Raw genomic sequence first — 23,066 nt, 5'->3', positions numbered from 1 at the left:
ACCCTGCGCCGGACGCGCCCGACGGATCAGTCGGTAAGCGGCACGACCTGCGCCTTGTTCACCGGCTCACCCACCACGTCCACGCCCGCAGGCGGGGTGAAGTCGAAGGTGTCGGCCGCGAAGGCGGGATTGCGCTTCCAGGCCGAAAAGCCCAGCACGGTGCGCTGGCCCAGCCCGTCGTACAAATCCATGCGCACCAGGCCAGCGGCGCCGAAGCCCAGGCGGGCGCGCTCGAACGGCGCCTCGTCGGGCTTCTTCGGCCTCAGCTCCAGCCAGTCCAGGCCCTGGCTACGGCCGCCCTCTTTCACGGTGAACTGGCGCTCGAGCTCGGTCGGATCGATCAGCACGGCCAGCGGGCTGCTGTTCTCCTCGGCGCTCTGGTTGCGCACGTTCACCTGCTCCAGGTCCGGGTCATAGACCCAGAGGTTGTCGCCGTCGGCGACGATCAGCTGCGGGAAGGGCTGGGTGACCTCCCAGCGGAACTGGCGCGGCGCGCGCAACTTCACCGTGCCGCTGGACTTGTCCTTGACCTCGCCGTTGGGGCCGTACACGCGCTGGGCGAAGTTCGCCGACAGGCCTTCGATGCCGCGGCTGAAGGTGTCGAGCTGGTCGCGGGCGCCGGCGTGGGCGGCCAGGGACAGCGGCAGCAGGCACAGGGCGATCAGGGAACGGGACAGGAAGTTCATGGCGGATCTCGTGGGCGTTGGGCGGCAGCTTGGCGGGCACTGGCTGAACGCGGGTCAACAACCCGGGGTCAGAGTCCATTTATCTGAGCCCGGCGGGGCTCAGATAAATGGACTCTGACCCCGGATTTCAGCGCGGCGGTGGCGGCGCGATGACGGTGCGGTCGCCGTTGTGTTCGGGGCCGGAGACGATGCCGGCGGCTTCCATGGCCTCGATCAGGCGGGCGGCGCGGTTGTAGCCGATCTTCAGGCGGCGCTGCACGCCGGAGATGGAGGCACGGCGGGTCTCGGTGACCACCTTCACCGCCTCGTCGTACAGCGGGTCGGACTCGTCGCCGCTGCTGCCGGCCTCGGGCAGGCCGCCGGGGCCGACCACGATGCCGTCGCCCATGGTCTGCACTTCCTCCAGCACGCCCTCGATGTAGTCCGGGCCGCCGCCGCTGGCGCGCAGGTGTGCCACCACGCGGTGCACCTCGTCGTCGCTGACGAAGGCGCCGTGCACGCGTTCGGGCATGGCGGTGCCGGGCGGCAGGTAGAGCATGTCGCCGTTGCCCAGCAGGGTTTCGGCGCCGGACTGGTCAAGGATGGTGCGCGAGTCGATCTTTGAGCTGACCTGGAAGGCGATGCGGGTCGGGATGTTGGCCTTGATCAGGCCGGTGATCACGTCCACGGACGGCCGCTGCGTGGCCAGGATCAGGTGGATGCCGGCCGCGCGGGCCTTCTGCGCGAGCCGCGCAATAAGCTCCTCTACCTTTTTGCCGACGATCATCATCATGTCGGCGAATTCGTCGATGAACACGACGATGTAGGGCAGCGCCTCGAGCGGGCGCGGGGCTTCGCCCAGGTCCGGGTTCGGGCGGAACAACGGGTCCATCAGCGGCTGTCCCGCGTCCTGGGCGTCCTTGACCTTGCGGTTGAAGCCCGCGAGGTTGCGCACGCCCACGGCGCTCATCAGCTTGTAGCGGCGCTCCATCTCGGCCACGCACCAGCGCAGGCCGTTGGCGGCCTCCTTCATGTCGGTGACGACGGGCGCGAGCAAGTGCGGGATGTTCTGGTAGACCGAGAGCTCGAGCATCTTCGGGTCGATCATCAGCATGCGCACGTCCTTGGCGCTGCTCTTGTAGAGCAGGCTCAGGACCATCGCGTTCACGCCCACCGACTTGCCCGAGCCGGTGGTGCCGGCGACCAGCAGGTGCGGCATGCGCGCCAGGTCGACCACCACCGGGCGGCCGGCGATGTCCTTGCCCAGGGCCATCGCCAGCGGCGAGGCCAGCTTGTCGTATTCCTTCGAGCGCAGGATCTCGCTGAGGTAGATCGTCTCGCGGTGCGAGTTCGGGATTTCCAGGCCGACCACGGACTTGCCGGGGATCACGTCCACCACGCGCACGGACTTCACCGACAAACCGCGGGCGATGTCCTTGTCCAGCGAGCTGATCTGGCTGCCCTTCACGCCCGGCGCCGGCTCCATCTCGAAGCGGGTGATCACCGGGCCCGGATAGGCGCCGACCACCTGCACCTCGACCCGGAAGTCCTTGAGCTTGAACTCGATCTGGCGCGACAGCGTTTCCAGGGTTTCTTCGGAATAGCCCTTGGGCTGCTCCTTGGGATCGTCGAGCAGGGACAGCGGCGGCAGCCCCTCGTCGCCGCCGGCGTTGAACAGCGGGATCTGCTGTTCGCGCTGGGCCCGTTCGGACTTCTCGATCACGGGCTTGGGCGGCGGCTCGATGTGCACCGGCTCGCGCTTGGCACGCTTGACGGTTTCGACCTTGCGCACTTCCTCGCGCTCCTCGCGCATGGCGCGGGCGCGCTGCCATTCCGCGGCCTGCTTGGTGCTTTCGCCCAGGCGGCCGAACAGCGCCAGCACCTTGCCGCCGATCCAGTCCATCAGCGCGAACCAGCTCAGGCCCGTGGCCAGGGTGACCGACATCAGCAGCACGGCGAACAGGAACAGGTTGCCGCCCATGCCGCCGAACACGGTGCGCATGGACTTGCCGACCAGCTGGCCCAGGATGCCGCCCGATTCCGCCGGCAGGTTCGGCGCGGCGCCGCCGAGCGTGTGGCACAGGCCGCAGGCCGAGACGAGGAAACCGACGATGCCGATCAGGCGCAGCGCCGGCCCGAAGTCGACGCGGCCGTCGCCGTCCGAATCCAGGCCGAACAGCGCGATCCAGGCGACGCCGCCCAGCACCACCGGCACGGTGTAGGCCACGTAGCCGAAGAACCAGAAGGCCAGGTCGGCCAGGTAGGCGCCGACCAGGCCGCCGAAGTTGTGCAGGGCGCCGGCGACGCTGCCGGTGCGCGACCAGCCCGGATCGTCAGGGTGGTAACTGAGCAGGCTGGCCAGCAGATACAGCAGCAGCGGCGAGATGGCGACCAAGGCCAGTTCGCGCCAGAGTTTCTGGCGGCGGTCGAGGCCGGCGGTGGTGCTTCGATCGGGAGAGCGCGCCACTGAGAGAAAAGACCTCAGGAAAACGTTATAGATGGCTGTTTATACAGCAATTCATGGTGACGCGCCCAGTCTTCCGCCGGGCTGGCCCGAAACACAGTGGCCGGAGCGCTTGCCTTGATTTGCCCTGCTTCGGCCTACAAGCTACGGGACCTTCGCGACCGCCGCGGAACTCCGCTTCCGCCGCCGCCGCGCTGCCCCTTCATAAGCCCGAAGAATCATACATGACCGCCCCCAAGCACAGCCGCCTGCTCATCCTCGGTTCCGGCCCCGCCGGCTACGCCGCCGCGGTCTACGCCGCCCGCGCCAACCTCAAGCCGGTGCTGGTGACCGGCCTGCAGCAGGGTGGGCAGCTGATGACCACTACCGAGGTCGACAACTGGCCGGGCGACGCCCACGGCCTGATGGGCCCGGACCTGATGGCGCGCATGCAGGCCCACGCCGAGCGCTTCGAGACCGAGATCATCTTCGACCACATCCACACTGCCGACCTCGCCCGCCGGCCCTTCCGCCTGGTCGGCGACAGCGGCGAGTACACCGCCGACGCCCTGATCATCACCACCGGCGCCAGCGCCAAGTACCTGGGCATCGAAAGCGAGCAGAAGTACATGGGCAAGGGCGTCTCCGCCTGCGCCACCTGCGACGGCTTCTTCTTCCGCGACCAGGACGTGGCGGTGATCGGCGGCGGCAACACGGCCGTCGAAGAGGCCCTGTACCTGTCCAACATCGCGCGCAAGGTCTACCTGGTGCACCGCCGCGACAAGCTGCGTTCGGAGAAGATCCTGCAGGACAAGCTCTTCGCCAAGGCCCAGGCCGGCAAGGTCGAGCTGATCTGGGACCACACCGTGGACGAGGTGCTGGGCGACGACTCCGGCGTGTCGGGCATGCGCATCCGTTCGACCAAGGACGATTCGACCCGCGAGATCGCGGTGCAGGGCTTCTTCGTGGCGATCGGCCACACGCCCAACACCTCGCTGTTCGAGGGCCAGCTGCAGATGCGCAACGGCTACCTGACCATCAAGTCGGGCCTGGAGGGCAATGCCACCGCCACCAGCATCCCGGGCGTGTTCGCCGCCGGCGACGTCGCCGACCAGGTGTACCGCCAGGCCATCACCTCGGCCGGTTTCGGCTGCATGGCGGCGCTGGACGCCGAGAAGTTCCTGGACAAGGAGTGAGCCCGCCGCGCGCCGGCCTCCGCCGGCAGCGCGCCCTGCGCCGCTTTCCGCACACCCCGCCGCCACGGCCGGCGGGGTAATCTCGGCCCATGCCCGAACTGCGCCTGCACGCCCGCCTCGACGAGATTCCCGCCGACGCCTGGGACGCGCTGCACGACCGCCGCAATCCCTTCGTCGAACACGCTTTCCTGTCCGGCCTGGAGCGCGAAGGCTGCCTGCGCCCGCGCTGGGGCTGGACGCCGCGGCACGCCACGCTCTGGCGCGACGGTGCGCTGGTGGCGGCGGCACCGGCCTACCTGAAGTCCAATTCGCACGGCGAGTTCGTGTTCGACCAGGCCTGGGCCGCGGCCTATGCCCGCGCTGGCCGCGACTACTACCCGAAGTGGCTGGTGGCCGTGCCCTACTCGCCCGTCACCGGCCCGCGCCTGCTGGCCCGCGACGCCGGCGACCGCGGCGCGCTGGCGGCGGCGCTGGTCGAACGGGCGCGCGGCGACGGGCTGTCGTCGGTGCACGTGAACTTCCATCCCGAGGGCGAGCACGACGCCTTCGGCGCCGGCTGGATGGCGCGGCAGGACGTGCAGTACCACTGGCGCAACCGCGGCTGGCGCGATTTCGACGACTTCCTGGCGGCGCTGCTGCCCAAGAAGCGCAAGAACCTGCGCCAGGAGCGCGACAAGGTCCGTCGCGCCGGCTACCGCTTGCGCACCGTGCACGGCGACGAGGCCAGCCACGACGACCTGGCGGCGATGCACTTCTTCTACTGCCGCACCTTCGGCGACTACGGCAACCATCCGGCGCTGACCCTGGAGTTCTTCCGGCACCTGGCTTCGGCGATGCCGCGCCAGCTGGTGCTGTTCCTGGCCGAGAGGGACGATGAAACCGTGGCCGGCGCGCTTTGCCTGCGCGGCGGCGACCGCCTGTACGGCCGCTACTGGGGCAGCAGCGAGGCGCAACCGGCGCCCGGCCTGCATTTCGAGACCTGTTATTACCAGGGCATCGACTACTGCCTGCGCGAGGGCCTGCAGGTGTTCGAACCCGGCGCCCAGGGCGAACACAAGGTCGCCCGCGGTTTCCTGCCGGCGACCACGCACAGCCGGCATTGGGTCGCCGACCCGGAGTTCGCACCGGCCCTGGCCGAGTGGTGCGCCCGCGAACGCGCCGGCACCGCCGACTACCATCGGGCCGTGCTGGCCCACAGCCCCTACCGCGATGCCGATCCGCCTGCCCCTGCTGCCGCCTGATCCCTCGGCGCCCTTCCCGCCCGCCGACGGCGCCACCCGCGATCCGAACGGGCTGCTGGCCATGGGCGGCGACCTGTCGCCGGCGCGGCTGCTCAACGCCTACCGGCACGGCATCTTCCCCTGGTACTCGGCCGGCGAACCGATCCTGTGGTGGTGCCCGGACCCGCGTTTGGTGTTCCGCACCGACGCCTTCGCGCTGTCGCGCCGCCTCTGCCGCGACCTGCGCCGCAGCCCCTGGCAGGTCCGCGCCGACACCGCCTTCGCGGCGGTCATCGACGCCTGCGCGCGTTGCCCGCGGCCAGGCCAGGACGGCACATGGATCACGCCGGAGATGCGCGCGGCCTACGTCGAGCTGCACCGGCTGGGCCATGCCCACAGCGTCGAGGTGTTCGACGGGCCGCGCCTGGTCGGCGGCATCTATGGCGTGGCCGTGGGCCGGATGTTCTTCGGCGAGAGCATGTTCAGCGCGGAATCGGGCGGCTCGAAGGTGGCGCTGGCCGGCCTGGTCCGGATCCTGCGCGGATGGGGCTGGCCCCTGCTCGACGCCCAGGTCGAAAACCCGCACCTGCTGAGCCTGGGCGGGCGGCGGATGCCGCGCCCCGCCTTCCTGGCCGAGGTCGCCCGGCTGACCGCCCTGGCGGCCGAACCGGGGCCCTGGACCGCGCGGGTGGCGGCTTTCCCGGCCGCGGCCCTGGCCGGCCCGACCCCGGATTAACCAAATTTTTGCAAGCCCGGCAAGGGCATGGCAGAATGCGCGGCTTCCAAGGGCGGCTTTTCCGTCCAGCGAAACCAAGAATGTCCAAAGACGATTCCATCGAATTCGAAGGCACGGTGCTCGAGACCCTTCCGAACACCATGTTCCGGGTCAAGCTCGAGAACGGCCACGTCATCACCGCCCACATCTCCGGCCGCATGCGCAAGAACTACATCCGCATCCTCACCGGCGACAAGGTCAAGGTCGAAATGACTCCTTACGACCTGACCAAGGGCCGCATCACTTACCGCATGAAGTAATACGCGGTCCTGGCAACAAGAACGGCGGCCCTGGGCCGCCGTTTTGATTTGTCCGCTTCGGGTCCGTCCGGGATCGCCGGCGCAGCGCTAGACTCCGGCAATGACCAGAGCCCACGCCGCCCCACGCGCGCTTGCCTTCCTCCTTGCCCTTGTCGTGCCGATGCTCTTTCCGGCATCGGCGTCGGCGGATTCCTGGGGATCGCCGGAAACCAAGGTCACGTTCTCCGCGAACCGCCAGTTCCGGGTGACCGTCACCCCGCGACCGCTGGGCGGGAACTTGGCGTATTTCCAGGACAAGATCGACGGCGTCGAGCCGGCGGGCCAACGTGCTGACGAGGCCCAACGAACGCCGATCGCCCGCGTCGAGCAGCGGGCCGAACGGGGCGCCTGGCGACTGATCTGGCAGAGGCCGCTGGTCAACGACGTCGGGCCGGTGTCCGCGCTGTTGGCGGACGATGCCTCGTTCCTCGTCACGTTCGACAACTGGCACTCGGCCGGATACGGCGATGACACCATCGCCATCTACGATCGCGAGGGCCGCCTGGTGCGAAAGCTGTCGCTAGAAGAGATCCTGCCGCCGGCCTATCTCCACCACCTTCCAAGGTCCGTCAGCTCGCGCTGGTGGGGCGGCAAGCACCGGTTCGTGAATGGCGGTCGCTTGCTCGAACTCCAGGTCGTGCACCCCGATCCCAACTACGTACGCAACGAAGTTCGCAAACACGCACCCGTCCGCATCCGGCTCGCGGACGGAACGGTGCTGCCTCCGGGCGGCAAGGCGTGGAAGCGCGCGATGGCCGAGGCGATCCCCCGCGAGAACCAGCGCCTGGCCGATTGGCAGGAACTGCGCCGGCTCCGGGCAATGCCGTTGGCGGCCCCGGCGTCCCGGAATACCAGGGAATGGCGCCGCTACCTGTTCGAGTTGCGCGACCGCATCGCGGGCGACGACGAACCGATGGGCGGAATGGTGCTGGCAGCCCCCGGTGAAGATCCGGGATTCCATGAAAGCCCCGACATTTCAGACTGGATCCTGGGCTATTCCCCGGACAAGCCCTACCTGGGCACCCGCTACATCCTGGCGTCTCCGACCTCCGACCGGTTGGCGGCCCTGCTGGTGAAGGCGCTGCGGGCCCGGTCGCCGGGTTCGATGAAGAATGCACGCATCGTTTTTGTCGGAACGCCGGCCGAAGGCAAACAGGTCGCCGAGGCCGCCGAAGCAACCGGCGCGGAGATCGAGGTGATCGATCGGACCGCGGTCCACCCGCCCGGCGAGCCGCTGCCCCCGTCCCCGCCATCCGAGTGGATGCCGCCACCGGCCCGATGGCGCTGAACCCGGAAAGACAATGCCCGCCATGAAGGCGGGCATTGGTCCTGGCCAGTCGCGGTCGTTCAGACCGTCGCGGGCAGCAGCTTCTCCGGCTCGGCCTGCGAATCGACCACCAGCTCGCCGTCGCGCACGTCCACCGTGACCTTGCCGCCGTTGGCGAGCTTGCCGAACAGCAGCTCGTCGGCCAGCGGACGCTTGATCTTGTCCTGCAGCAGGCGCGCCATCGGGCGCGCGCCCATCTGCGGGTCGAAGCCGTGTTCGGCCAGCCATTGCCGCGCCGCCGGCGTGGCCGACAGCGAGACGTGCTTCTCGTGCAGCTGGGCCTCGAGCTCGATCAGGAACTTGTCCACCACGCGCAGGATGTGCTCCATGCCCAGCGCGCCGAACTGGATGATCGCGTCCAGGCGGTTGCGGAACTCCGGCGTGAAGGCCTTGCGGATCACTTCCAGCGCGTCGGTGGTGTGGTTCTGCTCGACGAAGCCCATGGTGCGGCGGGCCGCCTGGGCCGCGCCGGCATTGGTGGTCATCACCAGCACGACATTGCGGAAATTGGCCTCGCGGCCGTTCGTATCCGTCAGCACGCCGCGGTCCATGACCTGCAGCAGGATGTTGAACACGTCCGGATGCGCCTTCTCGATCTCGTCGAGCAGCAGCACGCAGTGCGGCGTCTTGACGATCTTCTCGGTCAGCAGGCCGCCCTGGTCGAAACCGACATAACCCGGGGGCGCACCGATCAGGCGGCTCACGGAATGGGCCTCCATGTATTCGGACATGTCGAAGCGCACCAGCTCGATGCCCAGCTGCATCGCCAGCTGCTTGGTCACCTCGGTCTTGCCCACGCCGGTGGGGCCGGCGAACAGGAAGTTGCCGATCGGCTTGTCGGGATTGGCCAGGCCGGAACGGGCCAGCTTGATCGCCGACACCAGGGTCTCGATGGACGGGTCCTGGCCGAAGATCACCATCTTGAGGTTGCGCTCGAGGTTCTTGAGCACGTCCTTGTCCGAAGCGCTGACCTGCTTGGTCGGGATGCGGGCCATCTTGGCCACGATCAGCTCGATCTCCTCGACGTCCACGACCTGCTTGCGCTTGTCGGCGTCCATCAGGCGCTGGCGGGCGCCGGCCTCGTCGATCACGTCGATGGCCTTGTCCGGCAGCAGGCGGTCGTTGATGTGCTTGACCGACAGGTCCACCGCCGCCTGGATGGCGTCGCTGGCGTATTCGACGTCGTGGTGGGCCTCGAAGCGGGTCTTGAGCCCGTTGAGGATGGCCACGGCCTCGGCCACGGTCGGTTCGACCACGTCGATCTTCTGGAACCGGCGCGCCAGGGCGCGGTCCTTCTCGAACACGCCCCGGTATTCCTGGAAGGTGGTCGAACCGATGCAGCGCAGCTCGCCGCTCTGCAGGACCGGCTTGATCAGGTTGGACGCGTCCATGGTGCCGCCCGAGGCCGAACCCGCACCGATGATGGTGTGGATTTCGTCCACGAACAGGATGGCGCCCGGCTCCTTGCGGATCTGCTGGATGACCGCCTTCAGGCGCTTCTCGAAATCGCCGCGGTACTTGGTGCCCGCGACCAGGGCGCCCAGGTCCAGCGAATAGATGGTGGCGTCCTTGAGCACGGCCGGCACCCGGCCCTCGACGATGCGCCAGGCCAGGCCCTCGGCCAGGGCGGTCTTGCCCACGCCGGCCTCGCCCACGAACAGCGGATTGTTCTTGCGGCGGCGGCAGAGCACCTGGATGGTGCGCTCGACCTCGTCCTCGCGGCCGATCAGCGGGTCGATCTTGCCCTCGCGGGCCAGCTCGTTGAGGTTGGCCGCGAATTCCTGCAGCGGATTGCCCTTGGACTCGCCGCCCTCCTCGCCCTCGGGCTTGGCTTCGGGCGCGGGCTTCTCTTCGGCACCGTCGCCGATCTTGGCGATGCCGTGCGAGAGGTAGTTCACCACGTCCAGGCGGGTGATTTCCTGCTGATTGAGGAAGTAGACCGCGTGCGAATCCTTCTCGCCGAAGATGGCGACCAGCACGTTGGCGCCGGTGACCTCCTTCTTGCCCGAGGACTGCACGTGGTAGACGGCGCGCTGCAGCACCCGCTGGAAGCCCAGGGTGGGCTGGGTGTCGCGCGGGTCGTCGGCCGGAAGCACGGGCACCGTGTCGGCGATGATCTGCCGCAGCCCGGTGGCCAGCTTGGGCTGGTCGGCGCCGCAGGCCTTGAGCACGCTGGCCGCCGACGGGTTGTCGAGCAGGGCCAGCAGCAGGTGCTCGACCGTCATGAACTCATGGCGGGCTTCGCGGGCCTGCTTGTAGCACTGGCCGATGGTGTACTCGAGATCCTTGCTGAACATGGGCTACTCCGGAACGTTTGCTCCGATATGGGGCCAGCCTAGGTCTTTTCCATGGTGCACAACAGGGGGTGCTGGTGCTGCCGGGAGAATTCGTTGACCTGCGTCACTTTCGATTCAGCCACTTCCCGCGTGTAGACGCCGCAAACGCCCTTGCCGCGGGTGTGCACGTGGAGCATGACCTGGGTGGCCTTTTCCCGGTTCATGGCGAAAAAGACCTGCAGGACCTCGACCACGAAGTCCATGGGCGTGAAGTCGTCGTTGAGCAGGACCACCTGGTACAGCGGCGGGCGCACCACCTCGGGCTTGGCCGTCTCTACCGCCAGGCCGTGGTCGTGTTCGCGTTCGGGATGGGGGTCTTGGGGCATGCCGGCAGTATAAATCGGGCCGGGACCGCCGGGTTGCAAGAGCGCGGCCGGCGGCCGGCCGCGGCATGGACGCCCCGCCGCGTTTGCGCCGACAATGGCCGGGCCGGAAAGCCGGCCCAATACCAATCCAGGGGAACTCCGATGACCATGCGTGCTGCCTGCCTCGCCCTCGCCTGCCTTGCCGTCTCCGCCACCGCCGTCCATGCCGCCGACGCCGATCCGGTCGTGAAGGCGCAGCTCGAGAAGAAGGGAACGCCGTTCACCATCGACGACGACGGCGACTTCCAGATCACCGTACGCATCGACGAGAACCGCACGCAGCTGGTCTGGGTGCGCTCGGCGGTCGAGGAAACCAACCACATGCGCGTGCGCGAGATCTGGTCGCCGGGCTACCAGTCCGAAGGCGCGGCCTTCCCGGCCGCCATCGCCAACGACCTGCTCGAGCGCAGCAACACGCTCAAGCTCGGCTCCTGGGTCAAGCAGGAGAAGGTAGCGATGCTGGTCACCAAGATCGCCGCCGATGCCAGCGCCGACGAACTGGACGAAGCCATCGACCTGACCGCCACCGCCGCGGACGAGGTCGAACTCGACCTGACCGGCAAGGACGACCTTTGACCTATCGCGAGGGGCGCTTCTGGCAGCCTGACGTCACCGTCGCCACCGTGGTGGTGCGCGACGGCCGCCTGCTGGTGGTCGAGGAACGGGTGCGCGGCGAACTGGTGCTCAACCAGCCCGCCGGCCACCTGGAGCCCGACGAGAGCCTGCTGGAAGCCGCCCTGCGCGAAACCCTGGAAGAAACCGGCTGGGAAGTGACCCTGACCGCCTTCATCGGCGCCTACCAGTGGAAGGCGCCGGCCGACGGCCGGCACTTCCTGCGCCTGGCCTTCGCGGCCGAGCCGCTGCGCCACCATCCGGACCGCACGCTGGACGAGGGCATCGTGCAGGCCCTGTGGCTGACGCCGGCCGAACTGGCGGCGGAAACCGCCCGCCACCGCAGCCCGCTGGTCTGGCGGGCGGTCGAGGATTTCCTGTCCGGGCGGCGTTTCCCCTTGCAGGCCCTCACCCACTGCCCATGAGCAGCGCCCGGGTCATCGTCGGCCTGTCCGGCGGCGTCGATTCGTCGGTCGCGGCCCTGCTGCTGCAGCGCCAGGGCGAGTCGATCGCCGGGCTGTTCATGCAGAACTGGGACGATGATGCACAGGGGAGTGCGAACGTCGCGGAAGGCAGGAAGCCGGGAGCGACGCAGACAAGCAACTGCCGCGCCGAGGACGACCGCCGCGACGCGCTGGGCATCGCCGGCCGGCTGGGCATCCCCTTCCACAGCCGCAACTTCGCCCGCGAATACTGGGCCGGCGTGTTCGAACACTTCATCGCCGAATACCGCGCCGGCCGCACGCCCAACCCGGACGTGCTGTGCAACCGCGAGATCAAGTTCAAGACCTTCCTGGACGAGGCCCGCGCCCTGGGCGCCGAGGCCATCGCCACCGGCCACTACGCGCAGGTCGCCCGGCGCGACGGCCGCTGGCAGCTGCTGCGCGGCGCCGACGAGGGCAAGGACCAGAGCTACTTCCTGCACCAGCTCGGCCAGGAGCAGCTGGCCCGCACCCGGTTCCCGATCGGCCACCTGCCCAAGGCCGAAGTGCGCCGCCTGGCCGCCGAGGCGAAGCTGCCGACCGCGGCCAAGAAGGATTCCACCGGCATCTGTTTCATCGGCGAGCGGGATTTCCGCGACTTCCTCGGCCGCTACCTGCCGGCCCAGCCGGGCGAGATCCGCAGCGTCGACGGCGCGGTCGTGGGCCAGCATGCCGGCGTCTGGTATTACACCCTGGGCCAGCGCGAGGGCCTGCAGATCGGCGGCGTGCGCGGCCGCGCCGCGGCGCCCTGGTTCGTGGTCGGCAAGGACGTGGCGCGCAACATCCTGCACGTGGACCAGGGCGGCGACAGCCCGTACCTGATGTCCCGCCGGCTCTGGACCGAGACCGCGCACTGGGTCGCCGGCGCACCGCCCGCCGCGGAGTTCGGCTGCACGGCGAAAACCCGCTACCGCCAACCCGACCAGGCCTGCGACGTGGCGCTGGACGCGCAGGGCCGCCTTTCCGTAGCCTTCGCGTCCCCGCAGCGTGCCGTCACGCCCGGCCAGTCCCTGGTCCTGTACCGTGGCGACGAGTGCCTGGGCGGTGCCGTGATCGCCGCCACCGATGCCCCCCTCGAGATGAACTCCCGTCCCGCATGAAGGATCGTGCCCTCGCCCTCGCCGGCCTGCTCCAGGCCGTGCACCTGGTCCAGCAGATGGCCCAGAACGGCCAGTCCGAAGCGCGGCCGCTCGGTGCCTGCATCGACAGCCTGTTCCGCTTCGACGCCGAAACGCCGGAGGCCGTGTTCGACGGCGCCGCCAAGCTCGACATCGGCCTGGCCCGCCTGGTCAACCAGCTCGAGGGCGGCAGCGGCCGCGACGCCGCGGTCACCCGCATGGCGATGACCGTGCTGCATCTGGAGCGCCGCTTCATTGCCAACCATGCCGCGGTCGAGGGCGTGCGCAAGGGCCTGGAGGAGATCGCCCGCCAGCGCGACCACTGGGGCCCGACCCATCCAACCGTGCTCTCGCGCCTGGGCGAGCTGTATGCCAAAGAGCTGAGCCCGATCGGGCCGCGCGTGCTGGTCCAGGGCAATCCGGTCTACCTGGGCCAGCCCGACCTGGTCGGGGAAGTGCGCGCCACCCTGCTCGCGGCGATCCGCGCAGCGGTGCTCTGGCGCCAGCTCGGCGGCAGCTACTGGGACTTCCTGTTCGGCCGCCGCGCCCTGGTGCAGGCGGCGCGCGAATGGCAGGAATCCGCGCGCGCCTAGACCTTGGTCGCAGCCCCGGCAGCGGACGGGAGGGTATGGTTTCGGGCATAATGCCGGGCTAGCGCGGCAGCCTTGCGCGCCACTCCCAGCCCTCTCCCCGATCCAGCCCGGAGCCTGTCCATGAGCGACTCCTTCGCGACCCGCGACCAGCTTGCCGTCAACGGCAAGACCTACACCTACTTCAGCCTCGCCAAGCTCAGCCAGCGCTTCAACCTGGCCCGCCTGCCGTATTCGATGAAGATCCTGCTGGAGAACCTGCTGCGCTGCGAAGACGGCGGCATGACCGTGGGCAAGGACCACATCGAAGCCGTGGCCACCTGGGACGCGGGCAAGGAGCCGGATACCGAGATCGCCTTCATGCCCGCCCGCGTGGTGCTGCAGGACTTCACCGGCGTGCCCTGCGTGGTCGACCTGGCGGCGATGCGCGACGCGGTGGTCAAGCTCGGCGGCAAGGCCGACCAGATCAACCCGCTGATCCCGTCCGAACTGGTCATCGACCACTCGGTGCAGGTGGACGTGTTCGGCAAGGCCGAGGCGCTGGACCTCAACGGCAAGATCGAGTTCGAGCGCAACATGGAACGCTACAGCTTCCTGCGCTGGGGCCAGAAGGCCTTCGACAACTTCAAGGTCGTGCCGCCCAACACCGGCATCGTGCACCAGGTGAACCTCGAGCACCTGGCGCGCGTGGTGATGACCACCACCAAGGACGGCGTCGAATACGCCTACCCCGACACCGTGTTCGGCACCGACTCGCACACCACGATGATCAACGGCATCGGCGTGCTGGGCTGGGGCGTCGGCGGCATCGAGGCCGAGGCCGCGATGCTGGGCCAGCCGAGCTCGATGCTGATCCCGCAGGTCGTGGGCTTCAAGCTCACCGGCAAGCTGCCCGAGGGCGCCACCGCCACCGACCTGGTGCTGACCGTCACCCAGATGCTGCGCAAGCACGGCGTGGTCGGCAAGTTCGTCGAGTTCTACGGCGACGGCCTGGACCACCTGCCGCTGGCCGACCGCGCCACCATCGCCAACATGGCCCCGGAATACGGCGCCACCTGCGGCATCTTCCCGGTCGACGAAGAGTCGCTGAACTATCTGCGCCTGTCCGGCCGCGACGAAGCGCAGATCGCGCTGGTCAAGGCCTATGCCCAGGCCCAGGGCCTGTGGCGCGTTCCGGGCGCGGCCGACGCCGAATACAGCTCGTCCCTGCACCTGGACATGGCCGAAGTGAAGCCCTCGCTGGCCGGCCCCAAGCGTCCGCAGGACCGCGTGCTGCTGACCGACATGAAGGCCAACTTCAACGCCAACCTCGGCGGCCTGACCAGCAACCGCAAGCCGAAGAACGGCGACGTCGCGCGCATGGATTCCGAAGGCGCGGCCCAGGAACAGGCTGAACACCTGGCCTCCAAGCCAAGGTCCAAGATCCGCATCCAGGACCAGGACGCGCACCTGACCGACGGCTCGGTGGTCATCGCCGCCATCACCTCGTGCACGAACACCTCCAACCCGGCGGTGATGCTGGGCGCCGGCCTGCTGGCCCGCAACGCCGTGGCCAAGGGCCTCAAGGCCGCGCCGTGGGTCAAGACCTCGCTCGGCCCGGGTTCGCTGGTGGTCACCGACTACCTGAAGAAGGCTGGGGTGCTCGACGACCTGGAGAAGCTCGGCTTCTACGTGGTCGGCTACGGCTGCACCACCTGCATCGGCAACTCCGGCCCGCTGCCGGACGAAGTGTCCAAGGGCATCGCCGAGAACGACCTGGTCGTGACCTCGGTGCTGTCGGGCAACCGCAACTTCGAAGGCCGCGTGCACGCCGAAGTGAAGATGAACTACCTGGCCTCGCCGCCGCTGGTGGTCGCCTACGCCATCGCCGGCACCGTGGACATCGACCTGGCGTCCGAGCCGCTCGGCCACGACCCGGCCGGCAACCCGGTGTACCTCAAGGACATCTGGCCCTCGAACAAGGAAATCGGCGATTTCATCGCCCGGACCGTCGGCCCGGAGATGTTCAAGCTCAACTACGCCAACGTCTTCGCCGGCGACACCCGCTGGAACCAGATCGCTTCGCCGGACGGCGCCAAGTTCGCCTGGGAAGACGCCTCGACCTACATCAAGAACCCGCCCTACTTCGACGGAATGAAGATGTCGGTCGGTTCGATCAGCGACATCCAGGGCGCGCGCGTCATGGGCGTGTTCGGCGACTCCATCACCACCGACCACATCAGCCCGGCCGGCAACATCAAGGCCAGCTCGCCGGCCGGCAAGTTCCTGCAGGCACGCGGCGTGGCGCCGGCCGACTTCAACAGCTACGGTTCGCGCCGCGGCAACGACGACGTCATGGTGCGCGGCACCTTCGCCAACATCCGCATCAAGAACCTGATGCTGGGCGGCGAAGAAGGCGGCAACACCATCCACTACCCCACCGGCGAGAAGCTGGCGATCTACGACGCGGCCATGAAGTACAAGGCCGAGGGCGTGCCGCTGGTGGTGTTCGCGGGCAAGGAATACGGCACCGGCTCCTCGCGCGACTGGGCGGCCAAGGGCACCAACCTGCTGGGCGTGAAGGCGGTCGTGGCCGAAAGCTTCGAGCGCATCCACCGCTCCAACCTGGTCGGCATGGGCGTGCTGCCCTGCCAGTTCCTGGACGGCCAGAACGCCCAGACCCTGGGCCTGAAGGGCGACGAGGTGATCTCGATCACCGGCCTGCAGGACGGCGCCGCCAAGCAGGCGACCGTGCTGGCCAAGCGCCCGGACGGCACCGAGCTGCGCTTCCAGGTCCAGGTGCTGCTGCTGACGCCGAAGGAAGTCGAGTACTTCCGCCACGGCGGCATCCTGCACTACGTGCTGCGCCAGCTGGCTTCGAAGAAGGCCGCCTGATCCGGCCCCCCGGTCCGGCGCGTGAAGAAGGGCGGCCTCGGCCGCCCTTCTCATTGGCCGGTCAGAGCGTCGGTTCCCAGCGCGCCGAAATCAGCCGCCACTCCCCGCCTTCGATGCGCCAGCCGGTGGTCACCCGGTAGATCTGGCCGCGGTCGGGCATCCAGCCTTCGCCGCCGGTCGCCGCCGCGGTGAAGCCGACATTGGCGCGTTCGTCCACCAGCTCGACCTCCAGCGGCCCCAGGCTGACCCCGACCTCGCGATTGCGCAGCCAGAGCACGGCCAGGTAGCGCCGGAACGTGTCCCGGTCCATGCCCTCGGGGCCGACGAAGTCCTCCGAAATCGATTCGGCCAGCGCGTCGGAATCGCGCGCCTCGGCGGCGGCCTGCATGGTCGCGATGGTGGCCCGCAGGGCCTGTTCCGGGGGCTCGCGCGAACAGCCGGTGAGCAGCCCCAGCAGCGCCACCAGCAGCAGTGTGAAGACGCTGCGTTTCCGTACGCCGGGCGCCTTGCCTGGCCCCGGGGGGTATGCTCCAATCGAGTGAATACTCCAATCCGCGGCGCGCGTGCGCGACCCGGATTGCGGGCGGCAGTTTTCGGCAATCGGGGGTAGGTGCATGGGTTCGGAACGTCCTTGGCTGGCCAATTATCCGCAGGGTATCCCGGCGGAGATCGACATGGACAAGTATGCGTCCATCGTGTCGGTCCTCAATGAGGCCTGCGCCACCTACGGCGACCGGCCGGCCTTCGCCAATTTCGGCAAGCAGCTGACCTATGCCGAGGTCGACCGCCTCAGCACGCAGTTCGCCAACTACCTGCTGCACGAGCTCAAGCTCAAGAAGGGCGACCGCGTCGCCCTGATGATGCCCAACGTCCTGCAGTACCCGATCGCGATCTTCGGCGCGCTGCGCGCCGGCCTCACCGTCGTCAACACCAACCCGATGTACACGGCCCGCGAGCTCAAGCACCAGCTCGTGGACTCGGGCGCCAGCGCCATCGTCGTGCTGGAGAACTTCGCGCACGTGGTGGCCGAGGTGGTCGGGCAGACCCAGGTCAAGCAGGTCATCCTCACCGGCGTGGGCGACATGCTCGGCTTCCCCAAGGGCGCGCTGATCAACTTCGTGCTGCGCCACATCAAGAAGCAGGTCCCGGACTATGACCTGCCCGGCGCCATCGGCTTCCGCGAGGCGCTCGCCAGCGGCGCCCGGCACACGCTGCCGGACATCGACATCCGCGGCCACGACATCGCCTTCCTGCAGTACACCGGCGGCACCACCGGCGTCGCCAAGGGCGCCATGCTCACCCACCGCAACCTGGTGGCGAACATGCAGCAGGCCTCGGCCTGGCTGGGCACGAACAGCAAGCCCGGGCACGAGGTGATCATCACCGCGCTGCCGCTGTACCACATCTTCGCGCTGACGGCGAACGGCCTGGTCTTCATGAAGTTCGGCGGCCTGAACTACCTGATCACCAACCCGCGCGACATGAAGGGCTTCGTCGCCGAGCTCAAGAAGATCCCGTTCACTGCCATCACCGGCGTCAACACCCTGTTCAACGGCCTGCTCAACACGCCGGGCTTCGACGAAGTGGATTTCTCGCACATGCACCTCTCGCTCGGCGGCGGCATGGCCGTGCAGCGGGCCGTGGCCGAACGCTGGAAGAAGGTCACCGGCGTGACCCTGGTCGAGGCCTATGGCCTGACCGAGACCTCGCCCGCCGCCTGCATGAACCCGATGGACCTGGCCGACTACAACGGCGCCATCGGCCTGCCGATCCCGTCCACCGAGGCCTGCGTGAAGGACGATGCCGGCCAGCAGCTGCCGGTCGGCGAAGTCGGCGAGCTCTGCATCCGCGGCCCGCAGGTCATGGCCGGCTACTGGCAGCGCCCGGAGGAGACCGCCAAGGTGATCGACGCGGAAGGCTGGCTGCACACCGGCGACATGGCCAAGATGGACGAGAAAGGCTTCTTCTACATCGTCGACCGCAAGAAGGACATGATCCTGGTCTCGGGCTTCAACGTGTATCCGAACGAGGTCGAAGACGTCATCGCCCTGATGCCCGGGGTGCTGGAAGTGGCGGCCGTAGGCGTGCCGGACGAGAAGTCGGGCGAGGCCGTGAAGGTGGTCATCGTCAAGAAGGATCCGAACCTGACCGCCGAGCAGGTCAAGGCCTTCTGCCGCGAGAACCTCACCGGCTACAAGCACCCCAAGCTGGTCGAATTCCGGACCGAACTGCCCAAGTCCAACGTGGGCAAGATCCTGCGCCGCGAGCTGCGCGACGCCGTCAAACCGGCGGCCTGAGGGCCGCCCGCCCTCTCCTCCGGAGGGTCGACCGGGTCACATCGCCAAGCTGACTGGCGGGTGTACACTCGCCCCGTCGCCCTTGCCTTTCTCCTGACAACCGTGTAGGGCGACGCCCCTACCCTTGCCCCGGAGAACCGCCATGTCCATCGTCGAGAGCATCAACCGAGAGGTCAGCTTCAACAGCATCGAGCACAAGTCCGAGGCCGAAACCGGCATCGAGTGGTGCTTCATGCACCACAACACCCGCAACGGCTACCGCCCCTGCTTCTCCGAACCGCTGCTGGTCGAACTGCGCGAATGCCAGCGCCAGATCGCCGCGCGCATGGCCAACGAGCCGGCCAACAACGGCGAGATCCGCCACCTGGTGCTCGCCTCGCATTCCGACGTGTTCAACCTCGGCGGCGACCTGGAGCTCTTCAGCCGCCTGATCCGCACCGGCGACCGCGCCCGCCTGCTGGCCTACGCCCAGCTCTGCGTCTCGGTTGCGTTCCACTTCGCGCGCCTGGCCGACGACCGCGTGCACAGCATCGCCGTCGTACAGGGCGAGGCGCTGGGCGGCGGCTTCGAGGCCGCGCTGTGCTGCCACACCATCATCGCCGAGGAAGGCACCGGCATGGGCTTCCCTGAAGTCCTGTTCGACCTGTTCCCGGGCATGGGCGCCTACACCTTCCTGTCGCGCCGCGTCACGCCGGCCCAGGCCGAGCGCATGATGCTCGACGGCAACGTCTATTCCAGCGAAGAACTCTACCGCATGGGCGTGGTGGACATGCTGGTGCCGCGCGGCGAAGGCCTGCAGGCCGCGCGCGAACTGGTCCGCCGCCGCAAGCGCATGGGCAATGCCCTGCGTTCGATGAACACCGTGCGCGCCACCTGCAACCCGGTCAGCCTGGACGAGCTGATGGCCGTCACGACGACCTGGGTGGACGCCGCGATGCGCCTGAGCGAACGCGGCCTGGGCACGATGGAGCGCCTGGTGCGCGCGCAGAAGCGCCGCGTCGGCGAGGTGCCGGAACTGCGCCAGGTCGTGTGAGTCGCCCCGGGCGGCCGTCGTGCAAGGGCGGCGGCCGCCTGGACTCCCGCGTCAACCGGACTCGTGGTCCGGCGGGCGGGAGGCATCCCCTTGCGGAATGGCCGAAATTCGCGCCAGCTCGCGCCGCACCTGCTCCGCCGTCGCTTCCAGCAGCGTGCCCAGCAGGCCGAGGTAACGCCGCCATTCCTTCCCGAGCACCGCGTCGCTGGAGCGCATGATCTCGGTGCTGCGTTCGACCAGTGCCTGTGCACCCAGGTTTTCAGACACGCCCTTGAGCGCATGCGCGGCCTCGCGCACCGCTTCCCAACGCCCGGTCGCCGCGCCGCGTTCGGCTTCGGCCAGGCAGCGGCTGGCGTCGCGGAGGCACTGCTCCGCGAAATCGTGCAGGAAGTCCTTGCCCAGGCCCATGCCCGCCAGTTCCTCCAGCACATCGGTGCGCAGGGTCGGCACCAGGCGGTCCTTGCGCGCAACCGGCTCGTCCTGCACGCCACCGGCGATCTCGGCCAGCGACTCGAGCAGTCGCGAGGCCACCACCGGCTTGGTCAGGAAGGAATAGGCGCCAGCGGCCTCGGCGTCACGCACCGCATCCACGGTGGCGTCGGCGCTGAGCACCAGAATCGGCGTGCGGGCACCGCCGGCCTGCATCACCCTCGCCTGCTTGATCACCTCAAGTCCGTCCATGACCGGCATGTGCAGGTCGACGATGGCCGCATCGATGTTTTCGTCCTCCAGGCGCTCCAGCGCCTGCTCGCCGTCCTCGGCGAACACGGCGGAATGACCTGCCTTCTCGAGGATGCGCTGCAGCACCAGCCGGTTGGCCGGGATGTCGTCGGCGACCAGGATGCGCAGCGGCCGGACACGCGCCCGGTGCCGCACGAAGGGATCGTCGAAGGCGATGACCTTGCCGTCGCCATCGGCCGCGGCGGCGGTTCCGGGCTCGTCCACCACCACCGGGAACTCGAGGTCGACGAAAAAATGCGTGCCGCCGCCCGGGTTGTCCTCCAGGTCGATGCGGCCGCCCAGCAGTTCGGTCAGGGTCTTGGCGATCGTCGTGCCCAGGCCGGTGCCGCCGAAGCGCCGGGTGGGCCCGCTGTCGACCTGCTCGAAAGCCTTGAAGATGCGGCCCTTGTCTTCGGCCGGCACGCCCACGCCGGTGTCGCGCACCGAGAAGCGCAGCGCCACGACGCCGTCGCGGTGTTCGCGCACCAGCACGTCCAGACGCACGCTGCCGGTGTCGGTGAACTTGATGGCGTTGTGCAGCAGGTTCAGCAGCACCTGGCTCAGGTGCCCGGCATCGCCATGCAGCCGCTGCGGCACGCCGTCGGCGACCTCGACCGTGAACTGCAGGCTCTTGCTGGCCGCCATTGGCTGCAGCATGGTGCGGATCCGGCGCACCTGCTCGCGCAGCGAGAAGTCCGAGTCCTGGCGCCGGAGCTTGCCGGCCTCGATGGCCGAGATGTCCAGCACGTCCTCGACCAGCAGCAGCAGCGTCTGCGCCGAAGTCTGGATCACGTCGGCCGCTTCGCGCTGCTCGGGCGCCAGCCGGGTGCTGCTGAGCAGCTCGGCCATGCCGATGATGCCGTTGAGCGGCGAGCGGAACTCGTGGCTCATGTTGGCCAGGAAGCGGCTCTTGGCGGCATTGGCGCGCCGGGCTTCCTCGCCGGCGCGGCGCAGGTCGCGCAGCAGGGTGATCAGGTAGGCGGGAATCGCCACCAGGCCCACCACCAGGCCCCAGGCGATATAGGGGTTGGCCTGCCAGTAAGGCGTGTTGAAGATCACCGTGACGAAGGTGAGCAGGGCCAGCCCGATCGCGGCGAACAGATAATGCGTGCCGAAACGCAGGCCGTTGCCGACCGTGACCCACAGGATGATCACGTACAGCGGCGCCAGCACCTCGCCCTTGAGGATCATCATCGCCGCGAGCGTGCCGTAGTCGGCCAGCATGCCGATCACCCGGCGGGTATGCGACACGCCCGGGTTCATGATGATGGCGATGACCAGGCCCAGCCCGAGCACGGTCTCGGCCAGCAGCACGTAGACGCTGAGCAGCACCTCGCGCCCCGCACTGGCGCCGCTGGCCAGTCCGGCCAGGTAGATCAGCAGCACCGCCGCGATCGCCAGCCGGACCAGTGCCTGGCCGTGCTCGCTGTCCGGGCGGTTGGCGAAGGCGCGGATCATGGGGCGGCGGGAGGCCGGAGGGCCTGCGCGTCGTCAGCCCTGGGCGGCGCCGGGGCCGAGGTAGCGATGGATCTCCTCGATGCGCTCGCGCCGGCTCAGCACCGCGTCGATCACGGTCGGGTCGAACTGGCTGCCCGACTGGGACTTGAGGTAGTCCAGGGCGGCCTGCAGGGTCCAGGCTTCCTTGTACGGCCGCACGGTGGTGAGGGCCTCGAGCACGTCGGCCACGCCGACGATGCGCGCCGGCAGCGGGATCTCCTCGCCGGCCAGGCCGTCGGGATAACCGCTGCCGTCCCAGCGCTCGTGGTGGCTGAGCGCGATGCTGGCGCCGACCTGGACGAACTTGCTGCTGCTGTCGCGCAGGATGTCGTAACCCAGGCGCGGATGCTGCTTGACGCCCGCGTACTCTTCTTCGGTCAGCTTGCCGGGCTTGAGCAGAATGCTGTCGGAGATGCCGATCTTGCCGATGTCGTGCAGCGGCGCCGCCAGCTCGATCATCTTCACCTCGTCCTCGGGCAGGCCCAGGGCTTCGGCGATGAGGGCGGAATAGCGCGCCATGCGTTCGAAATGCGCGACATGGCCGCCGTCGCGGTAGGACGTGGCCTTGGCCAGGCGGTGCAGGATCTCGCGCTCGCGTTCGTCCAGTTCGTGCATGCGCGCGAGCAGCTGGCGCTCGAGTTCGTGGGCGCGGAACTTCAGGTTCTGCTGCTGCTGGCGCAGGGCCAGCAGGTTGCGGCAGCGCGAGCGCAGTTCGCGCGGGCGCACCGGCTTGACCAGGAAGTCGATGACGCCGGCCTCGAGCGCGGCATTGCGGATCGGCTCGTCGCCGACCACGGTGATCAGGATGATGGGCACGTCGCGGTGCGAGAGCGGACGGCGGAAGCGGCGGGCGAACTCCAGGCCGTCGAGCTTGGGCATGCGGTAGTCGAGCAGCAGCAGGTCCGGCGAGCTGCGCTGGGACCAGAGCAGGGCTTCCACCGGATCGCCGAAATCGGTGACCTTCACTTCCGGGCTGATGTCCTCCAGCAGGTGGCGGAACATCGTCCGCTGCGAAGGCTGGTCGTCGACAATCAGTACGTTCACGTGAAGCTCCCGGGTGCGGACACCGTGATTGCCGCGGATCGCGGCTCGACCCCAGCTTACTCCCGCGAATTCAACCCCGGCAAGCACTTGCCCGACATTCCTGCCGTACACCCTCCTGGAGGAAAGCCCCCTTGGTAAGGGGGCGCGGCGACAGCCGCGGGGATCGGAAAGTG

The 23,066-nt window shown here is 68.6% G+C and carries 18 protein-coding genes and 1 pseudogene; 12 read left to right on the top strand and 7 right to left on the bottom strand.

Features of this window, described 5'->3' with window-relative positions:
• Positions 1-26 precede the first annotated feature (26 nt).
• Entirely contained in the window at positions 27-686 is a 660-nt protein-coding gene (gene lolA, locus E1B00_RS02010) for an outer membrane lipoprotein periplasmic chaperone LolA (RefSeq protein WP_139445101.1), read from the bottom strand.
• A gap of 127 nt (positions 687-813) precedes the next feature.
• Positions 814-3,132: a DNA translocase FtsK gene (locus tag E1B00_RS02005; protein WP_425456423.1), complete on the bottom strand. Its 2,319-nt coding sequence runs from the start codon at positions 3,130-3,132 to the stop codon at positions 814-816.
• Between the two features lie 221 nt (positions 3,133-3,353).
• On the opposite strand from E1B00_RS02005, the gene trxB reads away from it, so the two are divergent.
• The 5 genes from trxB to E1B00_RS01980 all read left to right on the top strand — a co-directional run bounded on the left by trxB (position 3,354) and on the right by E1B00_RS01980 (position 7,886).
• Positions 3,354-4,304 carry a thioredoxin-disulfide reductase gene (gene trxB / locus E1B00_RS02000; RefSeq protein ID WP_139445098.1) on the top strand — a complete coding sequence of 317 codons (951 nt, stop codon included), beginning with the start codon at positions 3,354-3,356 and terminating at the stop codon, positions 4,302-4,304.
• Between the two features lie 89 nt (positions 4,305-4,393).
• Entirely contained in the window at positions 4,394-5,545 is a 1,152-nt protein-coding gene (locus E1B00_RS01995) for a GNAT family N-acetyltransferase (RefSeq protein WP_139445096.1), read from the top strand.
• A complete protein-coding gene (aat, locus tag E1B00_RS01990; protein WP_139445094.1) occupies positions 5,514-6,260 on the top strand; it encodes a leucyl/phenylalanyl-tRNA--protein transferase in 747 nt (248 codons plus the stop codon). The genes E1B00_RS01995 and aat overlap by 32 nt, the downstream gene beginning before the upstream one ends.
• A gap of 80 nt (positions 6,261-6,340) precedes the next feature.
• The gene (gene infA, locus E1B00_RS01985; RefSeq protein WP_034211033.1) at positions 6,341-6,559 is read left to right on the top strand and encodes a translation initiation factor IF-1; all 219 of its coding nucleotides are present in this window, start codon (positions 6,341-6,343) and stop codon (positions 6,557-6,559) included.
• Positions 6,560-6,659: 100 nt separating this feature from the next.
• Positions 6,660-7,886 (top strand): hypothetical protein, encoded by a 1,227-nt coding sequence (locus tag E1B00_RS01980; protein WP_139445092.1) that lies wholly within the window; start codon positions 6,660-6,662, stop codon positions 7,884-7,886.
• Between the two features lie 59 nt (positions 7,887-7,945).
• Here the strand turns inward: E1B00_RS01980 and clpA are convergent, their stop codons facing one another.
• Both clpA and clpS read right to left on the bottom strand, forming a co-directional pair.
• Positions 7,946-10,222 carry an ATP-dependent Clp protease ATP-binding subunit ClpA gene (gene clpA, locus E1B00_RS01975; protein ID WP_139445091.1) on the bottom strand — a complete coding sequence of 759 codons (2,277 nt, stop codon included), beginning with the start codon at positions 10,220-10,222 and terminating at the stop codon, positions 7,946-7,948.
• Between the two features lie 38 nt (positions 10,223-10,260).
• A complete protein-coding gene (clpS, locus tag E1B00_RS01970) occupies positions 10,261-10,587 on the bottom strand; it encodes an ATP-dependent Clp protease adapter ClpS (RefSeq protein ID WP_139445089.1) in 327 nt (108 codons plus the stop codon).
• A 141-nt stretch (positions 10,588-10,728) separates the two neighbouring features.
• On the opposite strand from clpS, the gene E1B00_RS01965 reads away from it, so the two are divergent.
• The 5 genes and pseudogenes from E1B00_RS01965 to acnA form a co-directional block, all read left to right on the top strand.
• Entirely contained in the window at positions 10,729-11,202 is a 474-nt protein-coding gene (locus E1B00_RS01965; protein ID WP_246048450.1) for a hypothetical protein, read from the top strand.
• Complete coding sequence (locus E1B00_RS01960; protein WP_139445087.1) at positions 11,199-11,663, top strand: NUDIX hydrolase; 465 nt, start codon at positions 11,199-11,201, stop codon at positions 11,661-11,663. The genes E1B00_RS01965 and E1B00_RS01960 overlap by 4 nt, the downstream gene beginning before the upstream one ends.
• A complete protein-coding gene (gene mnmA / locus E1B00_RS01955) occupies positions 11,660-12,820 on the top strand; it encodes a tRNA 2-thiouridine(34) synthase MnmA (RefSeq protein WP_139445085.1) in 1,161 nt (386 codons plus the stop codon). The genes E1B00_RS01960 and mnmA overlap by 4 nt, the downstream gene beginning before the upstream one ends.
• Positions 12,817-13,431, top strand: coding sequence for a high frequency lysogenization protein HflD (hflD, locus tag E1B00_RS01950; protein WP_139445084.1), 615 nt, complete (start codon positions 12,817-12,819; stop codon positions 13,429-13,431). The genes mnmA and hflD overlap by 4 nt, the downstream gene beginning before the upstream one ends.
• A 120-nt stretch (positions 13,432-13,551) precedes the next feature.
• Positions 13,552-16,230, top strand: a pseudogene (acnA, locus tag E1B00_RS01945) (aconitate hydratase AcnA); the annotation flags it as partial.
• Between the two features lie 133 nt (positions 16,231-16,363).
• Here the strand turns inward: acnA and E1B00_RS01940 are convergent.
• Positions 16,364-16,765 carry a nuclear transport factor 2 family protein gene (locus E1B00_RS01940; RefSeq protein ID WP_246048449.1) on the bottom strand — a complete coding sequence of 134 codons (402 nt, stop codon included), beginning with the start codon at positions 16,763-16,765 and terminating at the stop codon, positions 16,364-16,366.
• 151 nt (positions 16,766-16,916) lie between these two features.
• Here E1B00_RS01940 and E1B00_RS01935 point away from each other — a divergent pair, with 151 nt between their 5' ends.
• A complete protein-coding gene (locus E1B00_RS01935) occupies positions 16,917-18,599 on the top strand; it encodes a long-chain fatty acid--CoA ligase (protein WP_139445080.1) in 1,683 nt (560 codons plus the stop codon).
• A 142-nt stretch (positions 18,600-18,741) separates the two neighbouring features.
• On the top strand, positions 18,742-19,632 hold the full coding sequence (locus E1B00_RS01930; RefSeq protein ID WP_139445077.1) for a crotonase/enoyl-CoA hydratase family protein: 891 nt from the start codon (positions 18,742-18,744) through the stop codon (positions 19,630-19,632).
• 51 nt (positions 19,633-19,683) lie between these two features.
• On the opposite strand, the gene E1B00_RS01925 is transcribed toward E1B00_RS01930, so the two are convergent.
• Together E1B00_RS01925 and E1B00_RS01920 are read right to left on the bottom strand one after the other, a co-directional pair.
• Positions 19,684-21,810 (bottom strand): hybrid sensor histidine kinase/response regulator, encoded by a 2,127-nt coding sequence (locus E1B00_RS01925; RefSeq protein WP_139445075.1) that lies wholly within the window; start codon positions 21,808-21,810, stop codon positions 19,684-19,686.
• 33 nt (positions 21,811-21,843) lie between these two features.
• Positions 21,844-22,932 (bottom strand): HD domain-containing phosphohydrolase, encoded by a 1,089-nt coding sequence (locus E1B00_RS01920; protein WP_425456465.1) that lies wholly within the window; start codon positions 22,930-22,932, stop codon positions 21,844-21,846.
• Positions 22,933-23,066 lie beyond the last annotated feature (134 nt).

Origin of the sequence: Arenimonas terrae (assembly GCF_006265115.1) — a bacterium.
Lineage (GTDB): Bacteria > Pseudomonadota > Gammaproteobacteria > Xanthomonadales > Xanthomonadaceae > Arenimonas > Arenimonas terrae.
Note: the sequence above shows the minus strand (reverse complement) of the source record. Positions and strands in the feature narration are given on the sequence as shown.